General features: G+C 61.8%; 18 protein-coding genes, 5 pseudogenes and 1 riboswitch. Of the genes and pseudogenes, 14 read left to right on the forward strand and 9 right to left on the reverse strand.

Features of this window, described 5'->3' with window-relative positions; genetic code table 11:
* Positions 1-38: 38 nt before the first annotated feature.
* Positions 39-234, reverse strand: a riboswitch (cobalamin riboswitch).
* 186 nt (positions 235-420) lie between these two features.
* Positions 421-822 (forward strand): VOC family protein, encoded by a 402-nt coding sequence (locus JFT80_RS06870; protein WP_045062210.1) that lies wholly within the window; start codon positions 421-423, stop codon positions 820-822.
* A 30-nt stretch (positions 823-852) separates the two neighbouring features.
* Here the strand turns inward: JFT80_RS06870 and JFT80_RS06875 are convergent, their stop codons facing one another.
* The 3 genes and pseudogenes from JFT80_RS06875 to JFT80_RS06885 form a co-directional block, all read right to left on the reverse strand.
* Positions 853-1,836: a GlxA family transcriptional regulator gene (locus JFT80_RS06875; RefSeq protein WP_201147356.1), complete on the reverse strand. Its 984-nt coding sequence runs from the start codon at positions 1,834-1,836 to the stop codon at positions 853-855.
* 101 nt (positions 1,837-1,937) lie between these two features.
* Entirely contained in the window at positions 1,938-3,326 is a 1,389-nt protein-coding gene (gene gabP, locus JFT80_RS06880) for a GABA permease (RefSeq protein ID WP_201147357.1), read from the reverse strand.
* Positions 3,327-3,417: 91 nt separating this feature from the next.
* A pseudogene (locus tag JFT80_RS06885) lies at positions 3,418-4,190 on the reverse strand (creatininase).
* A 288-nt stretch (positions 4,191-4,478) separates the two neighbouring features.
* Between JFT80_RS06885 and JFT80_RS25065 the strand changes: the two are divergent.
* The 9 genes and pseudogenes from JFT80_RS25065 (at position 4,479) to JFT80_RS25380 (ending at position 10,716) form a co-directional block, all read left to right on the forward strand.
* Positions 4,479-5,605: pseudogene (locus JFT80_RS25065) on the forward strand (extracellular solute-binding protein).
* 313 nt (positions 5,606-5,918) lie between these two features.
* Positions 5,919-6,548 carry an ABC transporter permease gene (locus tag JFT80_RS25070; protein WP_307833052.1) on the forward strand — a complete coding sequence of 210 codons (630 nt, stop codon included), beginning with the start codon at positions 5,919-5,921 and terminating at the stop codon, positions 6,546-6,548.
* The gene (locus JFT80_RS06900) at positions 6,545-7,333 is read left to right on the forward strand and encodes an ABC transporter permease (protein WP_122839203.1); all 789 of its coding nucleotides are present in this window, start codon (positions 6,545-6,547) and stop codon (positions 7,331-7,333) included. Before JFT80_RS25070 ends, JFT80_RS06900 begins: the two co-directional genes overlap by 4 nt.
* 44 nt (positions 7,334-7,377) lie before the next feature.
* Positions 7,378-8,055, forward strand: coding sequence for an ABC transporter ATP-binding protein (locus JFT80_RS23910; RefSeq protein WP_242482819.1), 678 nt, complete (start codon positions 7,378-7,380; stop codon positions 8,053-8,055).
* Positions 8,003-8,470: a TOBE domain-containing protein gene (locus tag JFT80_RS23915; protein ID WP_242482820.1), complete on the forward strand. Its 468-nt coding sequence runs from the start codon at positions 8,003-8,005 to the stop codon at positions 8,468-8,470. Before JFT80_RS23910 ends, JFT80_RS23915 begins: the two co-directional genes overlap by 53 nt.
* A 324-nt stretch (positions 8,471-8,794) precedes the next feature.
* A complete protein-coding gene (locus JFT80_RS06910) occupies positions 8,795-9,433 on the forward strand; it encodes a hypothetical protein (RefSeq protein ID WP_201147358.1) in 639 nt (212 codons plus the stop codon).
* Positions 9,433-9,864 carry a phage holin family protein gene (locus JFT80_RS06915; RefSeq protein ID WP_201147359.1) on the forward strand — a complete coding sequence of 144 codons (432 nt, stop codon included), beginning with the start codon at positions 9,433-9,435 and terminating at the stop codon, positions 9,862-9,864. The genes JFT80_RS06910 and JFT80_RS06915 overlap by 1 nt, the downstream gene beginning before the upstream one ends.
* Positions 9,861-10,325, forward strand: coding sequence for a DUF3618 domain-containing protein (locus tag JFT80_RS25375; RefSeq protein WP_374091330.1), 465 nt, complete (start codon positions 9,861-9,863; stop codon positions 10,323-10,325). Before JFT80_RS06915 ends, JFT80_RS25375 begins: the two co-directional genes overlap by 4 nt.
* A gap of 16 nt (positions 10,326-10,341) precedes the next feature.
* Entirely contained in the window at positions 10,342-10,716 is a 375-nt protein-coding gene (locus JFT80_RS25380) for a hypothetical protein (protein ID WP_374091331.1), read from the forward strand.
* A 63-nt stretch (positions 10,717-10,779) separates the two neighbouring features.
* Here the strand turns inward: JFT80_RS25380 and JFT80_RS06925 are convergent, their stop codons facing one another.
* The 3 genes from JFT80_RS06925 to JFT80_RS06935 all read right to left on the reverse strand — a co-directional run bounded on the left by JFT80_RS06925 (position 10,780) and on the right by JFT80_RS06935 (position 11,951).
* Positions 10,780-11,022 carry a hypothetical protein gene (locus JFT80_RS06925; protein ID WP_201147360.1) on the reverse strand — a complete coding sequence of 81 codons (243 nt, stop codon included), beginning with the start codon at positions 11,020-11,022 and terminating at the stop codon, positions 10,780-10,782.
* A 92-nt stretch (positions 11,023-11,114) separates the two neighbouring features.
* A complete protein-coding gene (locus tag JFT80_RS06930; RefSeq protein ID WP_045062182.1) occupies positions 11,115-11,372 on the reverse strand; it encodes a DUF6555 family protein in 258 nt (85 codons plus the stop codon).
* Between the two features lie 138 nt (positions 11,373-11,510).
* Positions 11,511-11,951 carry a hypothetical protein gene (locus JFT80_RS06935; RefSeq protein WP_122839197.1) on the reverse strand — a complete coding sequence of 147 codons (441 nt, stop codon included), beginning with the start codon at positions 11,949-11,951 and terminating at the stop codon, positions 11,511-11,513.
* A 169-nt stretch (positions 11,952-12,120) separates the two neighbouring features.
* On the opposite strand from JFT80_RS06935, the pseudogene JFT80_RS06940 reads away from it, so the two are divergent.
* The 4 genes and pseudogenes from JFT80_RS06940 (at position 12,121) to JFT80_RS06955 (ending at position 16,937) form a co-directional block, all read left to right on the forward strand.
* Positions 12,121-13,135, forward strand: a pseudogene (locus tag JFT80_RS06940) (GlxA family transcriptional regulator).
* Positions 13,136-13,218: 83 nt separating this feature from the next.
* Positions 13,219-14,771 (forward strand): annotated as a pseudogene (locus JFT80_RS06945) (efflux transporter outer membrane subunit).
* The gene (locus tag JFT80_RS06950) at positions 14,768-15,907 is read left to right on the forward strand and encodes an HlyD family secretion protein (protein WP_201147361.1); all 1,140 of its coding nucleotides are present in this window, start codon (positions 14,768-14,770) and stop codon (positions 15,905-15,907) included. Before JFT80_RS06945 ends, JFT80_RS06950 begins: the two are co-directional and overlap by 4 nt.
* Positions 15,897-16,937 (forward strand): DUF2955 domain-containing protein, encoded by a 1,041-nt coding sequence (locus JFT80_RS06955; protein WP_201147362.1) that lies wholly within the window; start codon positions 15,897-15,899, stop codon positions 16,935-16,937. The genes JFT80_RS06950 and JFT80_RS06955 overlap by 11 nt, the downstream gene beginning before the upstream one ends.
* Before the next feature lie 90 nt (positions 16,938-17,027).
* Here JFT80_RS06955 and JFT80_RS06960 read toward each other — a convergent pair whose 3' ends face one another.
* The 3 genes and pseudogenes from JFT80_RS06960 to JFT80_RS06970 form a co-directional block, all read right to left on the reverse strand.
* Positions 17,028-18,728: an amidase gene (locus JFT80_RS06960; RefSeq protein WP_201147363.1), complete on the reverse strand. Its 1,701-nt coding sequence runs from the start codon at positions 18,726-18,728 to the stop codon at positions 17,028-17,030.
* 194 nt (positions 18,729-18,922) lie between these two features.
* On the reverse strand, positions 18,923-19,402 hold the full coding sequence (locus JFT80_RS06965) for a PaaI family thioesterase (RefSeq protein WP_201147365.1): 480 nt from the start codon (positions 19,400-19,402) through the stop codon (positions 18,923-18,925).
* A 149-nt stretch (positions 19,403-19,551) separates the two neighbouring features.
* A pseudogene (locus JFT80_RS06970) lies at positions 19,552-20,351 on the reverse strand (ChbG/HpnK family deacetylase).
* Between the last annotated feature and the right edge of the window lie 64 nt (positions 20,352-20,415).

Genomic DNA, 20,415 nt, shown 5'->3' on the forward strand with positions numbered 1-20,415 from the left:
CCGCGCGCCAAGGATGTCCTCCCCGGACACCCCGCCGGTTAGTGATTTGCTTGGCCGGCAGGTCTCCTGACTGGTGCGTCATCACCTGGCTCCGGCCTTCCCGGGAGCGATCCCAGTGGCAGTCGTGGAGCAGGCTCAGCACCTACAGTTGCGGGGGCAGTTCCGTTTAATGCTGCGCGAGCATCACGGATTCCCTATTAATCCCATGTGGAAACCGGCGGCGGCATGGTAGTCGATCCGGCTGCCCTTGGGGAACCCGCGTGCCCAATTCCCTCAGGAGCTGCGCAGGAGCGGCGTAGGAGCTGTCGAGTGCAACGAGGCTGCGATCTCTTGATCTTGCCTTTGAGCTAATCTCAGCAATCCAGCAATCCAGCAATCCAGCAATCCAGCAACAGCCCACTCCACCCCAGGAGCCCAGCCATGTTCAGCCACATTATCCTAGGCGCCCGCGATCTCGCCGCCATGACCACCTTCTACGACACGATCCTCCAACCCCTGGGCCTGGAGCGCATGCCAGACGAAAACGACGGCGGCCCACCGGGCTCGGGCTGGCAGTATCCGGGAAAGAGCTGGCCACAGTTCTTCATCCAGCTGCCCTACAACGGGTTACCGGCGAACTGGGGTAATGGCACCCAGGTCAGCTTTGCCTGCCGCTCGCGCGAGCAGGTGCAGGCCGCCTGGTCAGCGGCCATCGCCACAGGCGCGACGGATGAGGGCGCCCCCGGGATACGCGCGCATTACTCACCGGATTATTTCGGCGCCTATTGCAGGGATCCGGAGGGCAACAAATTGTGCTTTGTGCATGCGGATGGGTTGGAGTGAGAAGGCGTCAGTGCAGCCAACACAAGACGTCTAGTGCACCGCCACCTGCCGGCGCTCCCCCATCGGCGACAGACCAAAATAGCGGCTGTAGCACTTGGAGAAATGTGCCGGCGAAACGAAGCCGCACGCCAGGGCGACATCGCGGACCTGCGCCTCGCTACGCAGCAGCAACTGCCGGGCCCGGGACAGGCGCAGCTCCAGGTAGTACTGGCTGGGTGTGCGCTTGAGGTGTTTGTGAAACAGTCGCTCCAGTTGCCGCACCGACACCTCGTTCAAGCGCGCCAGTTCTTCCAGCCCCAGCGGCTCCTCGATGTTGGCTTCCATGATCGCCACAATCTGGCTGAGCTTGGGCTGGGAGGTGCCGAGCTTCTGCCGCAGCGGCACGCGCTGGCGTTCCTGAGCGCCTCGGGCGCGATCACACAACAGCAGTTCCGCAGCATGTGTGGCGATGTCCCGCCCGCCAGGTTCACGGGCGATCAACTGCAACGTCATGTCCATGGCCGCCACTCCGCCGGAGCAGGTGTAGCGGTCGCGATCGAGTTCGAACAACTGGTTGGAAATGACGATCCCGGGAAAGCGCTCGCTCAACGCCTCGTAGTCCTCCCAGTGGATCGTGCAGCGGTAACCCTTGAGCAGGTCAGCCCGGGCGAGCAAGTGGCTGCCGGTGCAGATACCGCCCAGGGGCACCTGCAGATGCGCCAGTTTGCGCAGCCAGCCGAGCAACGGTCGGCTGCTGTGGTTGGACACGATCGGGTTGGAGCCCACCACAAACAACATGTCGAGTTTCGGTGCGTCTTCGATCGAGTAGTCGGGCAGGATGCGCATGCCGTTGCTGGCGGTGACCGGCTCCAGGCTGGCGGCGATGATCAGGGTGCGGTACATCGGCTGGCGGGCGGCCATGTTGGCCATGCGCAAGGTTTCCACGGCGGAGGCGAAGCCGATGGTGGTGAAGTTCTGGATGACCAGAAAACCCTGGTTTTCACTGGCCGTTGTTCGTAGGCAGACATGGGCCATCCTCTTGTTCTGCGCTTGTACAAATAAAAAAACCGGCCAGCTTCGTGGTGGGAAAGCGGCCGGAAAGAGGTGAACGGGGGGCTGCTTGACGCTATTGAACCTCAGGCGTTGCGGGTTTCAGGAGAAGCTGGCGCAGGACGTATCCTGGCCTTGAAAATAGCGCCCATGCACACGATGGACAGGGTCAGCGCACCGGTGGCCAGCACTTCCATGCGGTGCTGAGGCAGAATCAGCATGACGGTCAGGATGCTCAGAATGCACAAAATCACCAGGTAGCTGAGCCACGGGTAGAACCACATCTTGAAGACGATCGGGTGTCCCGAGGCGTTCATCTTGCTGCGCAATATCAGCTGCGACACGGCAATCGCCAGGTACACCAGCAAGGCCACGGCTCCGGAACTGGCCAGCAGGAAAGCGAACACCTCGTTGGGGGCAAAGTAATTCAGTGCCGTGGTCAGGAAGCCCACTGCGGTGCTGGCCAGCACGGCGATGTAGGGTACGCCGGAGCCTGAGGTTTTCTGCAGGATGCGCGGGCCGTCGCCCCGTTTGCTCAGGGAGTAGACCATGCGCGAGGCGGTATAGATGGCGGAGTTCAGGCAGCTGGCGACGGCAATCAGGACCACGATGTCGACGATCATCTTCGCGTGGGGAATGTTCATCAGCTCCAGCGCTCGTTGATACGAGCCCACTGTCACCAGCATCGGGTCATTCCAGGGAACGATGGAGATGATCAGGAACACCGAGACGATGTAGAAAATCCCCATTCGCCACACGACCGAGTTGGTCGCACGGGTGATCTGCTTCGACGGGTTCTGCGATTCGGCTGCGGCAATGGTAACAATCTCGGTGCCCATGAAACTGAACACCGTAGTGAGCATCGCGCCGATGACGGCGGTCCATCCATTGGGCATGAAGCCGCCGAACTCCTTGCTGAGCTGGGCCACGCCACTGACGGTGGTCTCGGGCAGCCCACCCGCCAGCGCCAGCGCACCGATGGCGATGAACCCCAGCACGGCGATGACTTTAAGCATGGCAAACCAGAATTCGAACTCGCCGTAGCGCGCCACGCTGAACAGGTTGGTCAGGGTCAGTAGCCCGGTGACCGCTATGGCGAACTCCCAAGTCTGGATGGACGGGAACCAGGCGTGGAGGATGGCGGCGGCAGCGATGGCTTCGATGGGAATCACCAGCACCCAGAACCACCAATAGAGCCAGCCGATGGTGAAGCCGGCACTGCGGCCCATGGCGCGTTCGGCGTAGGTGGAAAACGACCCGGTGTCGGGCGAGGCCACAGCCATTTCGCCAAGCATGCGCATGACCAGCACCACCAGGGTGCCGGAAAATATATACGCCAGGATCGCCGCAGGTCCGGCCGACGCGATGGCGTGGCCCGAGCCGATGAACAGGCCGGCGCCAATGGCTCCGGCGATGGACAACATGGTGACGTGACGCTGCTTGAGGCCTGGCGCCAGAGTTGAGGAACTGGACATGAGACTTACCCTTTTTTTGTTGTATTTGAGAGGGTGAAGCGTTAACCGCAGTGTTACCTGGTCGGGCACGTCCGTGCGCTGTTCAAGTCATTCAAGCGAAGGCTTCGCGTACCGCAGCGCTGATACCGGACACGCAGACGTCGAGGATCAACTGGCCTTTCTCGCGGCTGGAACCTTTAGGCGAAGACAGCGTGCCGCACGCGGGCGTGCGCTCTGGGATGATCGGGAAGACGTCGTAGGGCGGGAAGGTGGCGGGGGATGATCCACCGCCCGGTCGAGATCGACCTTGTCCGGGTGCAAGGCCAGCATCAGCGAAGTTTCGAAGACGCCGCCGTGCTCGATATCCCAGCCGAGGAAGCCCTCGGGGTACAGCTTGGCTATGACGGCCGGATCGTTGACGAAATCCCAGTAGGACAGCACCACCACCTTGAAGTCGGTGATGCCGCCATAGCGCAGTTCGCGCAGCGCCAGGTCGATGCCCTCGACGATGAACATCGAGTTTTCAAAATGCCCATTCATCAGCACCAGCTTGCGCGCTCCGTGGCGTGCCAGCTCGCGAATGATGTCCTGCACGGTGTGGGTGAGGGTGGCGCCATCGAGGCTGGTGGTGCCAGGAAAGTGATTGCCACCGCCGGATTTCTGCTGGGACTTGTAGCCGTACGCCAGTGCGGGCAACACCAGGCCACTGACGTTATGCGCCACCGCCTTGCAGATCGCGGTGGGCAGCAGGACATCGACCTCCATGCACATGTGGTGTCCGTGCTGCTCCAGAGCGCCCACCGGCAGGAAGATCGGGCAGCCGGTCGCGACTTTTGCCGCGTATTCCGGCCAGGTGAGTTCTCCAATGACGACGCTGTTGTTCATCTGTACACCCATCTAAGTAATTGACCCACAGGTCATTTTCAGGCCGTGGTGGGTAAAACGATTCGATCAGATTGGCAGGTGGCAGATTTGTCCAAATACGACCCGTAGTTGGCATTACGGCCTCATGCAGCTCCTTGTGGCGGCCACAGGTCGGGTCTGATCAATTGCAGGTCGGGCGTGCACAAAAAACACTGATGGCGATCTGCTGCAATGCTGCCAGCCAGCCAAGGATGCGTGGGCTTGGCCGCGACACGGATGAGGCACTTCCAACACCCGGGGAAACATGTCATGAACAAGCGCATCGACCTTTCACGCCGTACCTTCCTCAAGACTTCCGGCATCCTCGCAGGCACCGCGGCGCTGTGCGGCTTGCTACCGGCGAGAAGCTTCGCCGCTGCGGAAAAAGAACTGGTCATCCTGGCGTGGGCCGGGCACGCCGAGCCGGACATCGTTGCCGATTTCGAGCGCCAGTACGGGGTCAAGGTCCGGGCCAAGTACTACACCGGCGGCGACAACATGCTGGGGCTGATCTCGCAATCGCCGCCCGGCACCTTTGACCTGATCCTGTCCGATGCTGAATACGTGCAACAACTCAATGCTGCCGAATACATCGAGCAACTTGATCCGGCGGATTACCCCTTTGATGATTTCTACCCCGAGTTCCAGCATTTTCCAGGGCACTGGCAGGGCGACAAGCTTTATTCGGTGCTGATCCGCTTCGGATTCCTGGGCATTGCCTACAACACTCAACTGGTTCCCGAAGCCAAGGTGCAAAGCTACGACCTGTTCTGGGACGAAAGCCTCAAGGGCAAGGTCGGGCACTTCGACTGGCACCTGCCCAACCTGGGGCAGATCAGCCTGCTTGACGGCAACGCGCGGCCTTACGACATCGATGCCGCGCATTGGCAAAGCGTGCAGCAGAAACTCATGAGCCTGCGCCCGCAAATCGGCGGCTTCTTCGATTATGGCGGGACCTTTTCTTCGCTGAAAAACGGCCAGGTGCATGCCATGTGCGGCATTGGCGACTGGATCACCGGGGTCCTGCAGCGCGCCGGCGCTCCGGTAAAAACCGTGTTGCCCAAGGAGGGCGGGCTGCAATGGACGGAGTCCTACTGCATCGCCCGGAAAGCCCACAGCCCGGATCTGGCGAAGAAGTTCATCCAGTACATCACCTCACCCCAGGGCCAGGTCAAGTCGGCAAAAATGGCCGCGTACCCCGCGCTTATTCCCAGTAAAAAGGTTGGGAGCTGCTCAACCAGTCCGATCTCGCCGAAGCCAGGCGCCAGGGCATGGTGCTGGGACAACGCAACGTCATGGATGACATCCGCGACGGCCGCATCAAGTATCGCGAGCTGCCGGTCCAGCAGAGCCTGGAAGACTGGAACGACTTCTGGTCGCAATACAAGGGTGCCTGACAACACGCGTGGAGAAGGTGGCAATGATTTCAGACAAGTTGAAGACTTCACCGCCGGTACTGTCCGACAGCAGCCCCGCCATACGCCAGCGCACCACCAGGAAGGCCGTGCACGTGCCGTGGTTCGGGCTGTGTTTTTCGCTGCCGATCCTGATCTGGCAACTGGTTTTTTCGTGTTTCCGCTGGCCTTCCTGGTGGCGATCAGTTTCTGGGTGGTGCGCAACTTTCGGATGGTGCCGACCTTCGAGTGGCTGAACTGGAGCTACATGTTCAGCCGCGGGTTCTTCTGGGACGCCTATGTGCACACCCTGGCCATGGCGGCGGGCGCCACTGTACTGGTCAGCCTGGTGGCGTTTCCGTGTGCCTACACCATTGCCTTCAAGTTTCGCGATTCTGCCCGGCAGCTACTGGTACTGCTGCTGATCACGCCGTTTTTCACCAGTTATCTGGTGCGCACGTATTCGTGGCAGGTGTTCCTGAGCGACAACGGGATTCTCAACGCGGCGCTGGGGCTGCTCGGCATCGGCTCGGTGGCCATGTTGAACACCACCGTCGGCACCTATGTCGGCTACTTCACCCTGTGCCTGCCCCTGGTGGTGCTGCTGCAATTGTTCAGCCTGATGTACATCGATCGTTCGTTGATCGAGGCCGCGCACAACCTCGGCAGCGGGCGTTGGCGCACCGTGCTGCTGGTGGTCATACCTTCGGCGCGGATTGGCATCGTCGTGGCGGCGCTGTTCTGTTTCATCCTGACCTTCGGTGATTTTGTCAGCCCGCTGTACCTGGGCGGCGGTCAACCACCGACCCTCAGCACCCTGATCACCGACACCACCAAGTCCGGTCAGCAATGGCCCCGTGCAGCGGTGATTGCGACGGTCATGATCATCACGCTGCTGATCACGGCCTTTGCTGCGGTTCGCTTTGCTTATCGGAGACGCCCATGAACGAGCATCGCCTGATCAACTTCCTGCTGCGCAGCTTTGTCGTGCTGGTGTTCATGTTCATCTTCACGCCCATTGCCGGCAGCTTTGTGTTCTCGTTCAATATCGACCGCTTTCCATCCTTGCCCCTGGGCGGTTTCAGCCTGCACTGGTACGAGGTCATCGCTGCGGATCCGGCAGTCTGGCAGGCGTTCAGGAACAGTCTGCTGGTGGGCGTGGTGGTGTCACTGGTTTCGACTCTATTGGGTTTCACTGCGGCCTATACCGACTTTCGTTACCAGTTTTTCGGCAAGTCGATCTACATGGCACTCGCGACGCTGCCGCCGACCATTCCGGTGGTGATCATGGGCCTGGCGATGCTGGCGTTCCTTTCCCGGGTAGGTCTGTCAGGGTCGATCTACGCAGTGATGATCAGCCATATCGTGATGTGCACGCCGTTCGCCATGGCAGTCATCCGCATGCGGCTGGCGCAGATGGATCCCCATATCGAGGCGGCGGCGTGGAACCTGGGAGCCAACCAGTGGAAGGCCATGCGCTTCGTGATCCTGCCATTCACTGCGCCGAGCATCTTCGCCGCGTTGTTCGTGACCATGGCAGTGTCCTTCGACGAGTTCGCGGTGGCCTGGTTCGTCTCGGGCCTGAACGAGACCGTTCCGGTGCGCATCCTCAATACCTTGCAAGGCCAGGTGAGCCCGACCATCAACGCCATCGGCACGATTGTCTTCATTACCACCATGAGCCTGGTGATCTTCGCGCAAATGCTGTTGATGCGTCGGCGCAACGCCTGACCGCGACGAGCGCCCCTACACCCTCCAACCCGAAGGACTACGCCATGACTCAACCGCTGGTGGTATTTGACAACGTGGTCAAGCATTTCGGCAGCTACCAGGCTGTCGAGCGGCTCAACCTGGAGATCTACAAAGGCGAATTTGTCGCCATCATGGGTTCCAGCGGGTGTGGCAAGACCACGACACTGCGCATGCTCGCCGGGCTCGACAAACCGAGCGAGGGCGAAATCCGCCTGAACGGCGAGCGCATCAATGACCTGTATTCCTGGCAGCGGGAGACGCCACTGGTGTGGCAGAACCTGGCGTTGTTCCCATTTTTGAATGTACTGGAAAACGTCGAGTTCGGCCTGCGCATGCGCGGCATGGCCAAGGCGCAGCGGCGCAAAAAGGCATTGCACTGGCTTGAGCGTCTGGACCTCGGGGAGTTCGCCAATCGGGACATCAGCCTGCTGTCCGGGGGCCAGCGCCAGCGTGATGGCGCTGGCCCGCTCACTGGTCACGGAACCCCCGATCCTGCTGCTCGACGAGCCATTGAGTGCCCTCGATGCGCACCTGAGTGTGCGCATGCAGGGGGTACTCACCGGGCTGCAAAAGGACTTGGGCATTACCTTTGTCTATGTCACCCACAGTCAGTCCGAGGCCTTCGCGATGGCGGATCGCGTGGTGATCATGAGCCGTGGCCGGGTGGAGCAGATTGGCACGCCCCAGGCGGTATTTGTTGAACCGCACAATCGCTTCGTGGCCGAGTTCGTCGGCGGCAAGAACATCTTCCCCGGCACGGTGGCAGGGTTCGACGACAGCGGTCTGGTGCGGCTGGAATCAGCGCAGGGTAGTTTCGTCGCGCGACTGCCGGAGGGCAAATCGGTGAGTGCAGGGGAGGCGGTCACGGTCTGTGTCAGCGCCGAGCATATCGAACTGACCACCCGGCCGGTGCGGCAAAATCGGCTGGCGTGCACTGTCGTCGGGGAGGAGTTCATTGGCTCGATGGTCAACGTGTATCTCGAAGCCAGCGGCGGCCTGGAGCTGAAGGTGCAAAAGACCCATGCCGACTATAACCAGCTGGGCGTGCATTGCGGGCAGAGCCTGTTCGCCGAGTGGGACGGGGGACATGCGCTGATTTTGCGCGATGGCAGCTGACCCCCGACTGCCACCCTCTGCACAAGCAAAGATTGCTCGTTATGACCTTGGGCCAGTCGAAATCCAGGCTGGCCGACCGTCAGCGCGCATTTGAGAAAACCAAGTCCGGACTTTGCAACAGTCAGACGCAGACCGCAGTCAGCGTCCTGAATTCTTTTTATTGACGCGGCTTTCAGACGACTTGTTGGGTTACCCGTCGGCGCGTTTGTCGCTCATCATTCTGTTTGAACTCCTGTTAATGCAGCTCCGTCATCTGAACTGAGGGCGGCTGCGAAACTGTCGTGGCGCACCCGAAAACGCATTTTTCGAAAGGCGAGGGACGTCATGAATATTCCAGACAGCAGGACTGAAGGTCAGAACGATCATCAGGGCTCCGCAAGACCGGAGGCCGATTTTCAACATTTGAAGGAAGGCGTCACCGAGGCGCTCGGTGACGTGAGGCAACAAGCGGATGCGCAGTTCGGGCAGTACCGCGATACCGCTGCCGATCAGATCGAGGCATTGGCCAAAGGGGCAAAGTCCTTTGTCTCGGAGATCGAAGACAAGGACAGCCTCGGCATGTCCGACTACCTGGCCGACATGGCCGAATCCATGACCGGCCTGGCCGGTAATCTGCGTGGCAAAAGCGCCGAGCAGTTGCTGCACGATGCGGCCGACCTGGCGCGCAACAATCCGGCCCTGTTCCTGGCAGGCAGCGTCGCGCTGGGATTCGGCCTGTCGCGATTCCTCAAGGCTGGTACTGCTGCGGCCTATACCGCCAGCGCGCAAAAGCCTTCAGAGAACAGCAGCTCTGCGCCTGCGCCCGGCAGCTTTGGTGCGCAGCGCCCGTACGAAACATCGGTCGCTGCGCACACCGGGCTAGACACCGGCATCACCCCGTCCGCGCCGGGCGAGCAGGACCATCCCAGCGACTTTGCGACCCCGACAACTCCAGGTTCGAATGACTTCAAGGGAGCACTGTGATGAACAGAGAAAACCCAGATCTGCCGGGCGCACGCCCCGTACCCGTGGTTGAAACCGACGCTTCAGTCGTCGGCCTGTTGCGCCAGTTGTCACGTGAGGTGCCGGCCCTGTTCACCAAGGAACTGGCCCTGGCCAAGGCCGAGCTGCAGGCCAGTCTCAACACACTCAAGGCCGGCATTGCTGCGGTAGCGGGCGGTGCGATTGTGTTCCTGGCGGGCTTCATCATTCTGCTAATGGCGGCGGTTTACGGCTTGAGCCTGTTCATGACGCCGTGGCTAGCAGCGCTGATCGTCGGCGTGGTGGTGATGATCATCGGCTTCGCCATGCTGCAGTCGGGCAAAAAACAGTTTGAGCCATCACACTTCAAACCTGACCGGACACTCGATGCCTTGAACAAGGATCAGGAAGCGCTGCGGAGGAAAGTCTCATGAACACTGAACTGGATATCGAATCGCAAAAAAGCCCTGAACAGATCGAGCGGGAAATCGACGCGCAACGTGCCAGTATCGGCAACATCGTCGACAAGCTGGAGAGTAAATTCACCCCCGGCCAGATGTTCGATCAAGCATGGGGCATGATGCAAGGCAACGGCACCGCGTTCCTCTCCAACCTGGGTACCAGCGTGCGCAACAATCCGGTGCCCGCCGTGCTGACCTCGGTGGGGTTGCTGTGGCTGATGATGAGCCAGAATCGGCCCCCAATGCCGCGAACGTCGGTTATCGCAGTGGTCCAGAGCACAGCAGGGTCTGGAGAGTGGGCCGATGGCGTGTCGGACGGCATTGACAGCGCGCGGGACCGCTTGCACCACACCGCAGATTCCATGAAGGAAGGCTACCAGTCCGTCAAGGGCAAGGCCGCGCACCTGGGCGACAGCCTGGGGGCCGCCAGCTGACAACGTCAGTCACGCCATGCACGACGCCAGTGATCGGCTCGCGCGCGGTACGCAGGCAATGGGGGATCAGTTCACACATCTACTCAGGGAACAGCCGTTGATGGTCGCTGCGGCGGGCATCGCGTTAGGCGCGTTACTGGGCGCCGCGATCCCCTCGACGGCTACCGAGCAACGTTACCTGGGCAAAACCAGCGCGGGACTGACGGACAAGGTCAAGCAGCAGGCGCGTGAAGGATTTGAAGCGGTGCGCGATACCGTCACCAAGACCACTGATCATGCCGATGCGCCAACGGCGGCCCAGACGGATATGAACAGTAGCGTCCCGAACGGGCAACAACGCACTGCCTCCAGCGCTCCAGCGGACTTGTCCGCAGGGTTGGGTACTTCCTGACAGCAGGTGTGAAAAAGGGAGGCCTGCGTCAGGCCTCCCTCTATTTCGTGTGACACCTAGTGGTCAGTTTCCATCGGCCACTTTGCGCTCTATCTCATCGACCTTTTTCTGCAGCTCTTGGGTGTCCTGCTCCTTGGTGCGGGTGGAGGAGGGCGTGATGACTTCGTCCACTGCGCGGGTATCGTCGTCCGTGTCCGCCAGATCCCTCTGCACCACATTCACCGGCTTGCCGGACGAGTCCCTGGGTGGTGCGTTGGATGTCACGGGTGATTCGCCATCGTTGCTGCGGTCATCATTGTCGTTCATGTCGCATACCTCCATCGGCTTTCACATTGGATGCAAGGGTGCAGGTCGAGTTCGGGATTTTTCATACCCGCTGACCGCCGGCCCCCGGTTATTCAGGACGGCGTCGCCTCGGTCCAGTCGAGCTTGGCCGACTCGCGCCAGCGCACTTCGACAACGCCGTATTTTTCCGCCTGGGGCCTGGATACCACTTTGAGCGGCGGCCTTCCGGGTTTGGGGATGGGCGCTATGCCGGCATCACAACTTGCCCAATGCCAGGCATCGCGATTGCTCATCACTTTTGCACGGATGATGAACGACCTCGGCTCCCCGTGGAGCAGGTATTCAATGATGTAGAGACCGGTGCTGTTCATGAGGACCCTCCTTATGCTCATAGACAAAGGAGTGGTGGTGTCAGAAAAAATTCAAAGCAATTTCCCGGCGGCGTTAAGCGCTTATTTTCAGGAAAAAAATGCACTTTATAAGGTTCTGGAGACTCCTTTTCCAGCCGCTCAGCTGCAGATCAGCCTGACTGCCTTGGCGGCACGTTCCAGTTCCTGTTTGACGTCCACCGGTATTCGCTGCTTGCGCAAGGTTTGCTCCAGGAAGGCCTGGTTGCCCCGACTGTCGACTTCGGCATCAATGGCGGCGTCCTCGGCACCGATCGCCGTGGCGTGGGATTCCATCACCGAGTCAATCTCGACATCGTTCCTGGCGGCATCCAGGGCGCCGACGAGTTTCGCCACGTCCTCTTCCTCGGCCTTGGCATAAGCATCCACCGTCAAACCTGCCGCCAACGCCCGAGCCCGCACTTCGACTCCTTTCAATGCCTCCCTGGCTTCCCCGCAGCGTAATTCCTGGGTGTGGTTTTGCACATCGCGCCACTGCAGCAGTGAGTACGTCAGCGTGCCGACCATTGCCAGGGTGATACCGCTTATCAGGATCGGCTTCATGGGTGGATTCTCGAGCGGATGCAAAAGGGCGCGCTATTTCTTTCAGGCATTCACAGCGTAGCACCGGGCAGCGAGGGTCAGCGGCTTCAATATCTTTCCAGGTGCCGCCATTGCGCTTTCTCCATGCGCCCCATAACGTATTGGTTTTCGTCGCAAAGCAGGTCGACCATTGATCGAAAGACGCCAGTTCAGTGAAGGGTTAAAGGGCAAGAACCTTCGTTACCTGAATGACAACGCCAGCGCGACACCTCAAGTGGTGCGCTGCGGGTTCCTGCTGCTTGAGCATTTTTCGCTGCCGGCCTTCACGCAGGTGCTGGATACGCTCGTGACCGCCAATCTGTTGCGTCCAGGAGTGTTCACCACGCGCACCTTCGGCTTGAGCGAAGGCGAAGTAGTCAGCGATCTGGGGCTGGTCATTCGCCCGGATGCGCGTCTCGACGGTTCAGCGATCAAGGGGCTGGATCTGCTGGTGGTGTGTGGTGGTTATCGAACCGAACTCAAGGCCAACGAAGCGTTTATCTCTCAGCTCAAGGCCGCAGCGGAGCAGGGCGTGATGCTCGCCGGCTTGTGGAACGGCGCCTGGTTCCTCGGCAAGGCGGGCCTGCTCGAGGGCTATCGCTGCGCCATTCATCCGGAACACCGCCCGGCGCTCGCGGAAATCTCCCGCGCGACCCAGGTCAGTAGTGAACCCTACGTCATTGATCGCGACCGGCTCACGGCGTCCAGTCCTTCGGGCGCCTTTCACATGGCCCTGGACTGGATCAAGAGTCTCTACGATAAAGCCCTGGTCGAGGGTGTCGAAGACATCCTGGCCTTTGAGGAATCGCGTTACCGGCGAATCAAGCCGGCGGAGAACATCTGCGTCAGCGCGCCGTTGCGCGAGGTGGTCAAGCTCATGGACACCAATCTTGAAGAGCCGCTGGAACTGGAGCAACTGGCGGTCTACGCCGGTCGTTCGCGGCGACAACCTCGAACGCCTGTTCAAGGAACAGCTGGGCACCACGCCGCAACGCTATTACCTGGAGCTGCGCATTACCGAGGCGCGCCGGCTGCTGCAGCACACCGAGTTGTCTCAGGTCGAAGTTCTGGTGGCCTGCGGGTTCGTCTCGCCAAGCCATTTCAGCAAGTGCTACAGCGCCTACTTCGGCTACCGGCCGTCCAAGGAAAAGCGCCTGGTGAAGTAGCGTCGGGACGCTGCCCGGAGGAACTGCGTTGGTCTCGTTATTCTGTGGCTATGCTTGACTGACCGTCGCATCGGAAGACATCCATGCCCTCTAGCGCAGCCCTGCTCAGTCGCCCGCGCCAACTGCTGATCCTTGGGGTGCTCGGCCTTTGCGGCTGTGTGCGTCTGGGGCCGGATTTCCAGGCGCCGGGCGAAGCATGGAGCCGGCAATGGCGCAGCCCGGCCCTGGAACAGGCCAGCCGGCGCGAACAGAGTCCGGACCTGCGTGAGTGGTGGCAGGTGTTCAACGACCCGTTGCTGGATCGCCTGATTGCCGCTGCGGACGCGGGTAACGCAGACCTGAAAGTCGCCGGGCTGCGGGTCATGGAAGCCCGGGCGCGGCTGGGGATTGCCGAAAGCGGGCGTTACCCGCAGCTGCAGCAAGCCAGTGCCGACAGCCTGTACTTCAACCGCCGGCAATCCGGCGGCAGCAATCCGCAGGACAGCCACTTCTGGCAGCACAGCGTGGGTTTCGATGTGGGCTGGGAGCTGGATTTCTGGGGGCGCTTCAGCCGTGCCATCGAGTCGGCCGACGCCAGCTATTTCGCCGCGCGTGCCAACTACGAAGACGTGCTGGTGCTGCTGCACGCGCAAGTGGCGGACACCTATTTTGCCTTGCGCACCACCGAGGCGCGGTTGCAGGTGGCAAAGCAGAATGCCCGGCAGCAACAGCGTAATTTCGAGATCACCGAGAAGCTGTTCAACAGCGGGCAGAACGCCGAGCTGGATCTGCAGCAGGCCCGGACTCAATACCTGGGCACCCTGAGCACCATCCCCAGTCTTGAGGACCAGCTGCAACGCACCCGCAATGCCCTGGCCTTACTGATCGGCCAGCCACCCGGCGGCGTTCCGCAGTTGGCGGCGAGTGACGGGCTGATTCCGCTGGTGGATCGGGCGGTGCTGCAGGATGTGCCCGCCAGCCTGCTGCTGCGTCGCCCCGACGTGCGAGCTGCCGAGCTCAATGTCGCTGCGCAGTCGGCGCTGATCGGCGTGGCCGAAAGCGATTTTTATCCCTCGTTGACCTTGCTTGGCAGCATCGTCTGGTCCGCTGATTCACTGGATGGCACCCCGCGCAGCCTGGACCTGATAGGGGGCCGAGCCTGCGCTGGAATCTGTTCGACCATGGCCAGATCAGCAACAACGTGCGAGTGCAGGATGCGCGGTTGCAGCAGTTGATCGAAGTCTATCGCGACAAGGTTCGCCAGGCGGCACGGGAAGCCGATGATGCCGCTGGCGGCTTGATCAAATCCCTTGAGCGCGAGCGCATCCTGGGCGAGGCTGAAGTGGCCGCCAAGCGCTCGCTGGTGCTGGCCAGCGCGCAGTACCGCGAAGGTTACTCGGACTTCCAGCGAGTGCTGGATGCGCAGCGGGCGCTGCTGGAGCAACAGGACAACTACCTGGTGGCCCGCAGCAATGCCGTGAGCAATGTCATTGCCCTGTACAAAGCCTTGGGTGGCGGCTGGTCCAGCGCCCAGCCAATGGTCGATCCCGCCACTCGCCGGCAGATGCAAGCGCGCACCGACTGGGGCGATCTGCTGGACGAGCCTGCAGTTGCCCAGCCTGCCTTTCCCCAGCCCGACGAGGTCAAAACACCATGAGCGACACTGTCCCGCCCTCGTCTGAAACACCGCCGGCGCCAGCACCTGCACCCGCTCCAGATCCGAGCCGCAAGGGCCTCAAGTGGGTGTTGGTGTTGATTGTCCTGAGCCTGGCCTGGTACCTGCTGGCGGATCGCTTCACGCCGTATACGCAGCAGGCGCGGGTAGGGGCCTTCGTAATTCCGGTGGCGGCGGAAGTGGCAGGGCGGGTGATTCGGGTCAATGTGCGGAACAATCAGGATGTGAAGGCCGGCGAGGTGCTGTTCGAGGTCGATCCCCAGCCGTACCAGATTGCCGTGGATCGGGCGCGAGCCGATCTTGAGTCGACCCGGCGCCAGATCGGTGCCGGCACTGCCGGCATTGCTGCCGCGCAGGCCAACCTGAGGGCGGCCCAGGCCAACGAACTCAAGGCGCGCCAGGACAATCAGCGCCTTGAAGGCTTGTATCGGGACGATCCGGGGACCATCTCGGTGCGCTTGCTGGAAGTCTCCCGGGCCAATCGCGAACAGGCCCTGAGCCAGGTCGCCGCAGCCCGCGCCGAAGTCCAGCGGGCACGGGAACAGGAGGGCGGCAGCGAGGAGGACAACGCGACCCTGCGCAGTGCCGCCACGGCGTTATCAAAAGCCGAACTGGATCTGGCCAATACCCGGGTGCGCGCGCGATCCTCCGGGTTGATCACGGACCTGCGCACCGATGCCGGCCAGTTTGCCGCTGCCGGAGGTCCGGTGATGACCCTGATTGCGATCCACGATGTGTGGGTCAGTGCCGACATGACCGAGAATAATCTGGGCTTGGTCCAAATCGATACGCCGGTGGCGATCGTGTTGGATGCGCTGCCGGGGGAGGTGTTCGAGGGGCGCGTGCGCAGCGTGGGTTACGGGGTCAGCGTCGGTCAGGCGCCCGCGCCCGGAACCCTGCCCAGTGTGCAGAACAGCCGCGACTGGTTGCGCCCGGCGCAGCGCTTCCCGGTGATTATCGAGTTCTCCTCCGAAGCCAAGGAGCACTTGCGCGACAGTCGCGGGATCCGCGCCGGCGGGCAGGCTGAAGTCATGGCTTTTCCCCGCGAGGGCAATCCGCTGAACCCACTCGGTCGCTTGTTTTTGGGCTTCATGAGCTGGCTGTCGTATGTCTACTGAAACCACGATCAGGGCCCGGCGCGCGTTGCGCCTGGCCACGGGCTCTGCGCTGTGCCTGGCGGCGAGTTTCGGCCTGGGCTTGCCGATTCCTTTCGTGGCGCCGGTGCTGGCGGTGTTGTTGCTGGCGACGCTGAATCGGCCCCTGCCATTCAAGGCAGCACTGGTCCTGGCGCTGGCGGCGCTGCTGACGACCGGCATCGGTCTGTTGTTGATTCCGGTCCTGCGGTACTACCCGCTCAGCGGCGTGTTGTTGATTGGCCTCTGTCTGTTCCTGGTATTGCGCTTCGGCCTGCGCGGTGGCAATGCGCTTATCGTCACGTTCCTGGTCATCGGCCTGACCATGATTTCGTCAGCCGGGGTTGCCGATTTCGGCCTGGCGGCGACGGTCATCGAGGCACTGGTCAAGGGCCTGCTGCTCGCAGTGCTGGCCGTGGCATGCAGTCACTGGCTGTTTGCCGAACCGGCGGATGCTCCGCCATCGCCCAATCCCCCAGGCTTGCCGCCTGCCGAGACCGCACGGGTGGCGCTGCGAGCCACCCTGATCGTCCTGCCGACCTTCCTGCTGGCATTGATCGACCCGGCCAGTTACCTGCCGATCATTCTCAAGGCGGTCAGCCTGGGTCAGCAAAGCTCGACCAGCCACACTCACAACGTCGGTCGGGAGCTGGTCGGCTCGACCCTGCTGGGCGGTTTGCTGGCGATCCTGTTGTGGTGTGCACTGAGCCTGTTTGTGCACCTGTGGATGTTTTTCCTGTGGATGCTGCTGTTCGGCCTGGTGCTGGCGCGCAAGCTCTACCGGCTCAGCCCAACGGGTTTAAGCCCGGGGTTCTGGCTCAACAGCCTGATCACGATGATCATCCTGTTGGGCCAGTCGGTGCAGGACAGCGCAGCGGGCAAGGACGTCTACACTGCCTTTGCCATACGCATGGGATTGTTTATCGCCGTGACGCTGTACGCATGCCTGATGGTCAATCTGCTCGAGCAACGCCGAGCACTCCCCGCCGCCCCAATCTCGCTCCCCACCCCGTAGGAGCTGTCGAGTGAAACGAGGCTGCGATCTTTTAACACCCAGCGCACACCAGCCACCAACATGTCGCCCCAATTCCCACAGGCATTTTCCCTACAACGCAGGCGTACGCGGCGGGATCAGGCGCTTGGACCCGGTGGACTCGAACGCACTGGCTAGGCGCAGCAACGATGAATCGTCATAGGCACGACCGGCAAAGGTCAGGCCCACCGGCATGCCAATGTCGGCCATCACGCCCATCGGCACGGTAACGGTCGGTACGCCGAGGTGGCGGATCGCGAGGTTGCCGTTGGCCACCCAGATGCCGTTGCTCCAGGCGATGTCGGCCGACTCAGGGTTTACATCGGCGTCCGCCGGGCCGACGTCAGCGACCGTCGGGAACAGCACAGCGTCGAGGCCGAGCGTGTCCATCCAATCTTCGAGATCGATGCGCCGGGTCTGTTCGAGGCCGCGCAGGCCGTCGGGCACTGTGGAAATTTCATTCCACGGCGTGATGCCGCGCTCGGCCATGCGCACGTATTCATCCATGCCCGCCACCAGATCACCCTCACGGTTAGGCAGCGTACCCGGTTCGTGGGGGAAGATTTTCGGCCCGTCGACGTCGACCAAACGATTGAGTTTCGGGTCGCCGTTGGCTTGCAGGAAATCGTCGAACGCCCATGCGGTCAGGTCCCATAACTCATGGTGAAGGAACTCTTTCGAGACCAGACCACGGGTGAATACAGTCGGCGCGCCGGGACGATCGCCTTCGCAGTTGGAGACCAACGGGAAGTCGGTTTCGATGACTTCGGCACCGGCCGCTTCAAGGGCCTGACGCGCCTGCTTCCACAACTCAATCACCGACGCACGGGTATTGATGCGCTGGCCGGTCGGGCCACCGATGCCCGGGGCTTCGCTGGTGCCGGCTTCAGGGTCGGCATTGATGAACATGCGCGGGACGGCGAAACGCTTGCCGGCCAGCGCTTTGGCGTCAGCGGCCAGATCAGCGTAAGCGGCGGGGCGCACGGAGCTGACGCTCGGGATCGGTACCCACGGTTGCAGGCGCCAGAGGTCACCACGGGTGTCCGGGTCTTCGGCAACGACGATGTCGAGCACTTCCAGCAGGTCGGCCATGGTGCGTGCGTAAGGCACGACGACGTCCATGGTCGGCGTCAACGGCCAGTTGCCACGTACCGAAATCACGCCGCGCGAAGGGGTGTAGGCGCACAAACCATTGTTCGACGCCGGGCCACGGCCGCTTGACCAGGTTTCTTCAGCCAGACCGAACGCGGCGAAACTGGCGGCAGTGGCGGTACCGGCACCGTTCGACGAGCCGGAAGCGAAAGGCGCAGTGAGGTAGTCGGCGTTGTACGGGCTCTCGGCGCGGCCGTAGACACCGCGCTGCATACCGCCATTGGCCATCGGCGGCATGTTGGTCTTGCCCAGGCAAATCGCCCCGGCGCCGCGCAGGCGTTCGATGGTGAAGGCGTCGCGATAGGCGACCAGATCAACGAAGGCCGGGCTGCCGGATGCAGCGGTCAAGCCCTTGACCAGATAACTGTCTTTGGCGGTGTAAGGGATGCCGTCGAGCGGGCTCAAGGTTTCGCCTTTGGCGCGGCGCGCGTCAGAGGCTTGCGCTTCGTTCAGCGCTTGCGGATTGCGCACGACCACCGCGTTCAGTGCGGTCGGCGTGTCGGCGCCGTCGTAGGCATCGATGCGAGCGAGATAGGCCTGCACCAGTTCCACCGAGGTGGTCTGGCCGGATTCAAGTGCGGCGCGCAGTTGGGCAATGGAAACTTCGGTGACTTCGATCATGCGGTTACCCCCGACATTGTTTGAATGATGTGCTGGGGTGAACCAATACGCTGGGTCCGGGGGCATCACACTTCTCAACTTGGATATTCATATGACTCTCGTTGCACTGCATTCGCGACAGGGCCTGAGCTTATCGGTCGAGTGCCTATTTTGCACCAGAGTGGGCGCGCCGCCGGCAAAAAAGTACCGAAGCCTCAACCCTCGCGGCCATGCGCAGCGGCGGCCAGCTGTCCGGTATCGACCCGCACGAACACCGAATCGCCCACCGCTGTCAGCACGCCATCGGCATACACCTCGCAGATCACCCGGGTCTTGCGGCCAACGTCACCTTCGACTTTGGCCCGCAGGGTCAGCGGCACACCCATGGGCGTCGGCTTGATGAATTTGATGCCCAGGTTGCCGGTGACGCAGTCGATGCGCGGCAGGCTATCGGCTGTGCGGGTTTCGGCGCGGTAGTGATAGGCCATGGCGGTCCAGTTCGAATGGCAGTCCACCAGCATGGCGATCAGTCCGCCGTACACCAGGTCGGGCCAACCGCAGTAACGGGCATCGGGCAGGTGCTCGGCCATGACATGGATGCCGTCTTCGTGCCAGAAGCTCTTGATATGCAAACCATGGGGATTCTTGCCGCCACAGCCATAGCAGACGCCTTCTGGCGCGGCGCAGTCTTGCAGGAAGTGTCGAGCATGGGAGGTTCCTCTTTTTATTCCGGGAATCTGCCAAGCCTATAAGAATTACCTGACCTGTGGGAGCCTGGCTTGCCGGTAGCGACGCCCCTGAGATCGCCATCGCCGGCAAACGAGCGCCTGCAAAATGCGCTGCCTTACGGTTTCACGACCACCGCCCCGCCCGGTAGCCCGACGCTGGTCACCGCCCCATAGGACACCCGCGGCACACCTCGCATCCGCTGCTCCAGCAACCGCGTGAGCGACTCCTCGGGATTCAGGTAAGCGTCGCCGAAATCCGCGCCGATCTGGTTCGGGTGGGCGACGATTTCCAATACTCCGTTGGTCGGCATGGCTGCGTTACGCAGGTCCACAGGCGTGCACACATAATCGGCAGTAGCGCCGGCCAATTGCTGGAGACGGGCGTTGAGCAAGCGCTTGAATACGCGCTTGGGCAGGTTGAGGTTTTCCCCCAGGTTGCGCGCCAGACGCACCGGCACGCCCTGGCGGGCGGCGAAAGCGCGCGACGATTTCGCCGATCGGCCAGATGTTGGTGCACGTGTTGATGGGAATCCAGATGGCTGGGTCGCACGTCGTTGTCCAGGCAGCGTTGCCATTGCGCTTCAAGCTCCTCCAGAACCGCTTGGCGATCTTCGCGGCTGAGCCAGAGGCGATGGCGGGGCAGGTTGAGGTCGAATACCCCGGCGTTGTCGCAGAAGTGTGGGCGCGAAAGAATGCCCAGGCTCAACGGCTGGCCGTAGGTGAGGTTGAAGTGCAGGCCGATGCGCCCGGTCAGCAGCGGATGCCGGGCCATGACGCATGCGGCTTCGAAGGCCGGCATGTTGGCCATGGCCGTGGCGGAGCTGATCACGCCCGCCTGGAATGCACCGAAAATCACGGCGTTTTCGTTTGGGCTGAGCCCGAAATCATCAGCGTTGACTATGACTTGACGTGGCATGTTTGCCCTCCAGAATGGCGGTGTTCCTGGTTTTGCCCTGCTTGGCAGCGGGGGCAGGCGTGGC

Origin of the sequence: Pseudomonas sp. TH10 (genome assembly GCF_016651255.1) — a bacterium.
In the GTDB taxonomy this organism is placed as follows: Bacteria; Pseudomonadota; Gammaproteobacteria; order Pseudomonadales; family Pseudomonadaceae; genus Aquipseudomonas.

Coding starts and splice junctions, on each gene's coding strand:
- JFT80_RS06950 (WP_201147361.1), top strand. CDS start 14,768: ATGAGCGACACTGTCCCGCCCTCGTCTGAAACACCGCCGGCGCCAGCA.
- JFT80_RS25070 (WP_307833052.1), top strand. CDS start 5,919: ATGGCGGCGGGCGCCACTGTACTGGTCAGCCTGGTGGCGTTTCCGTGT.
- JFT80_RS06875 (WP_201147356.1), bottom strand. CDS start 1,836: ATGGCCCATGTCTGCCTACGAACAACGGCCAGTGAAAACCAGGGTTTT.
- JFT80_RS06935 (WP_122839197.1), bottom strand. CDS start 11,951: ATGAAGCCGATCCTGATAAGCGGTATCACCCTGGCAATGGTCGGCACG.
- JFT80_RS23910 (WP_242482819.1), top strand. CDS start 7,378: ATGACTCAACCGCTGGTGGTATTTGACAACGTGGTCAAGCATTTCGGC.
- JFT80_RS06955 (WP_201147362.1), top strand. CDS start 15,897: ATGTCTACTGAAACCACGATCAGGGCCCGGCGCGCGTTGCGCCTGGCC.
- gabP (WP_201147357.1), bottom strand. CDS start 3,326: ATGTCCAGTTCCTCAACTCTGGCGCCAGGCCTCAAGCAGCGTCACGTC.
- JFT80_RS06925 (WP_201147360.1), bottom strand. CDS start 11,022: ATGAACGACAATGATGACCGCAGCAACGATGGCGAATCACCCGTGACA.
- JFT80_RS06900 (WP_122839203.1), top strand. CDS start 6,545: ATGAACGAGCATCGCCTGATCAACTTCCTGCTGCGCAGCTTTGTCGTG.
- JFT80_RS23915 (WP_242482820.1), top strand. CDS start 8,003: ATGAGCCGTGGCCGGGTGGAGCAGATTGGCACGCCCCAGGCGGTATTT.
- JFT80_RS06930 (WP_045062182.1), bottom strand. CDS start 11,372: ATGAACAGCACCGGTCTCTACATCATTGAATACCTGCTCCACGGGGAG.
- JFT80_RS25375 (WP_374091330.1), top strand. CDS start 9,861: ATGAACACTGAACTGGATATCGAATCGCAAAAAAGCCCTGAACAGATC.
- JFT80_RS06960 (WP_201147363.1), bottom strand. CDS start 18,728: ATGATCGAAGTCACCGAAGTTTCCATTGCCCAACTGCGCGCCGCACTT.
- JFT80_RS06870 (WP_045062210.1), top strand. CDS start 421: ATGTTCAGCCACATTATCCTAGGCGCCCGCGATCTCGCCGCCATGACC.
- JFT80_RS25380 (WP_374091331.1), top strand. CDS start 10,342: ATGCACGACGCCAGTGATCGGCTCGCGCGCGGTACGCAGGCAATGGGG.
- JFT80_RS06915 (WP_201147359.1), top strand. CDS start 9,433: ATGAACAGAGAAAACCCAGATCTGCCGGGCGCACGCCCCGTACCCGTG.
- JFT80_RS06910 (WP_201147358.1), top strand. CDS start 8,795: ATGAATATTCCAGACAGCAGGACTGAAGGTCAGAACGATCATCAGGGC.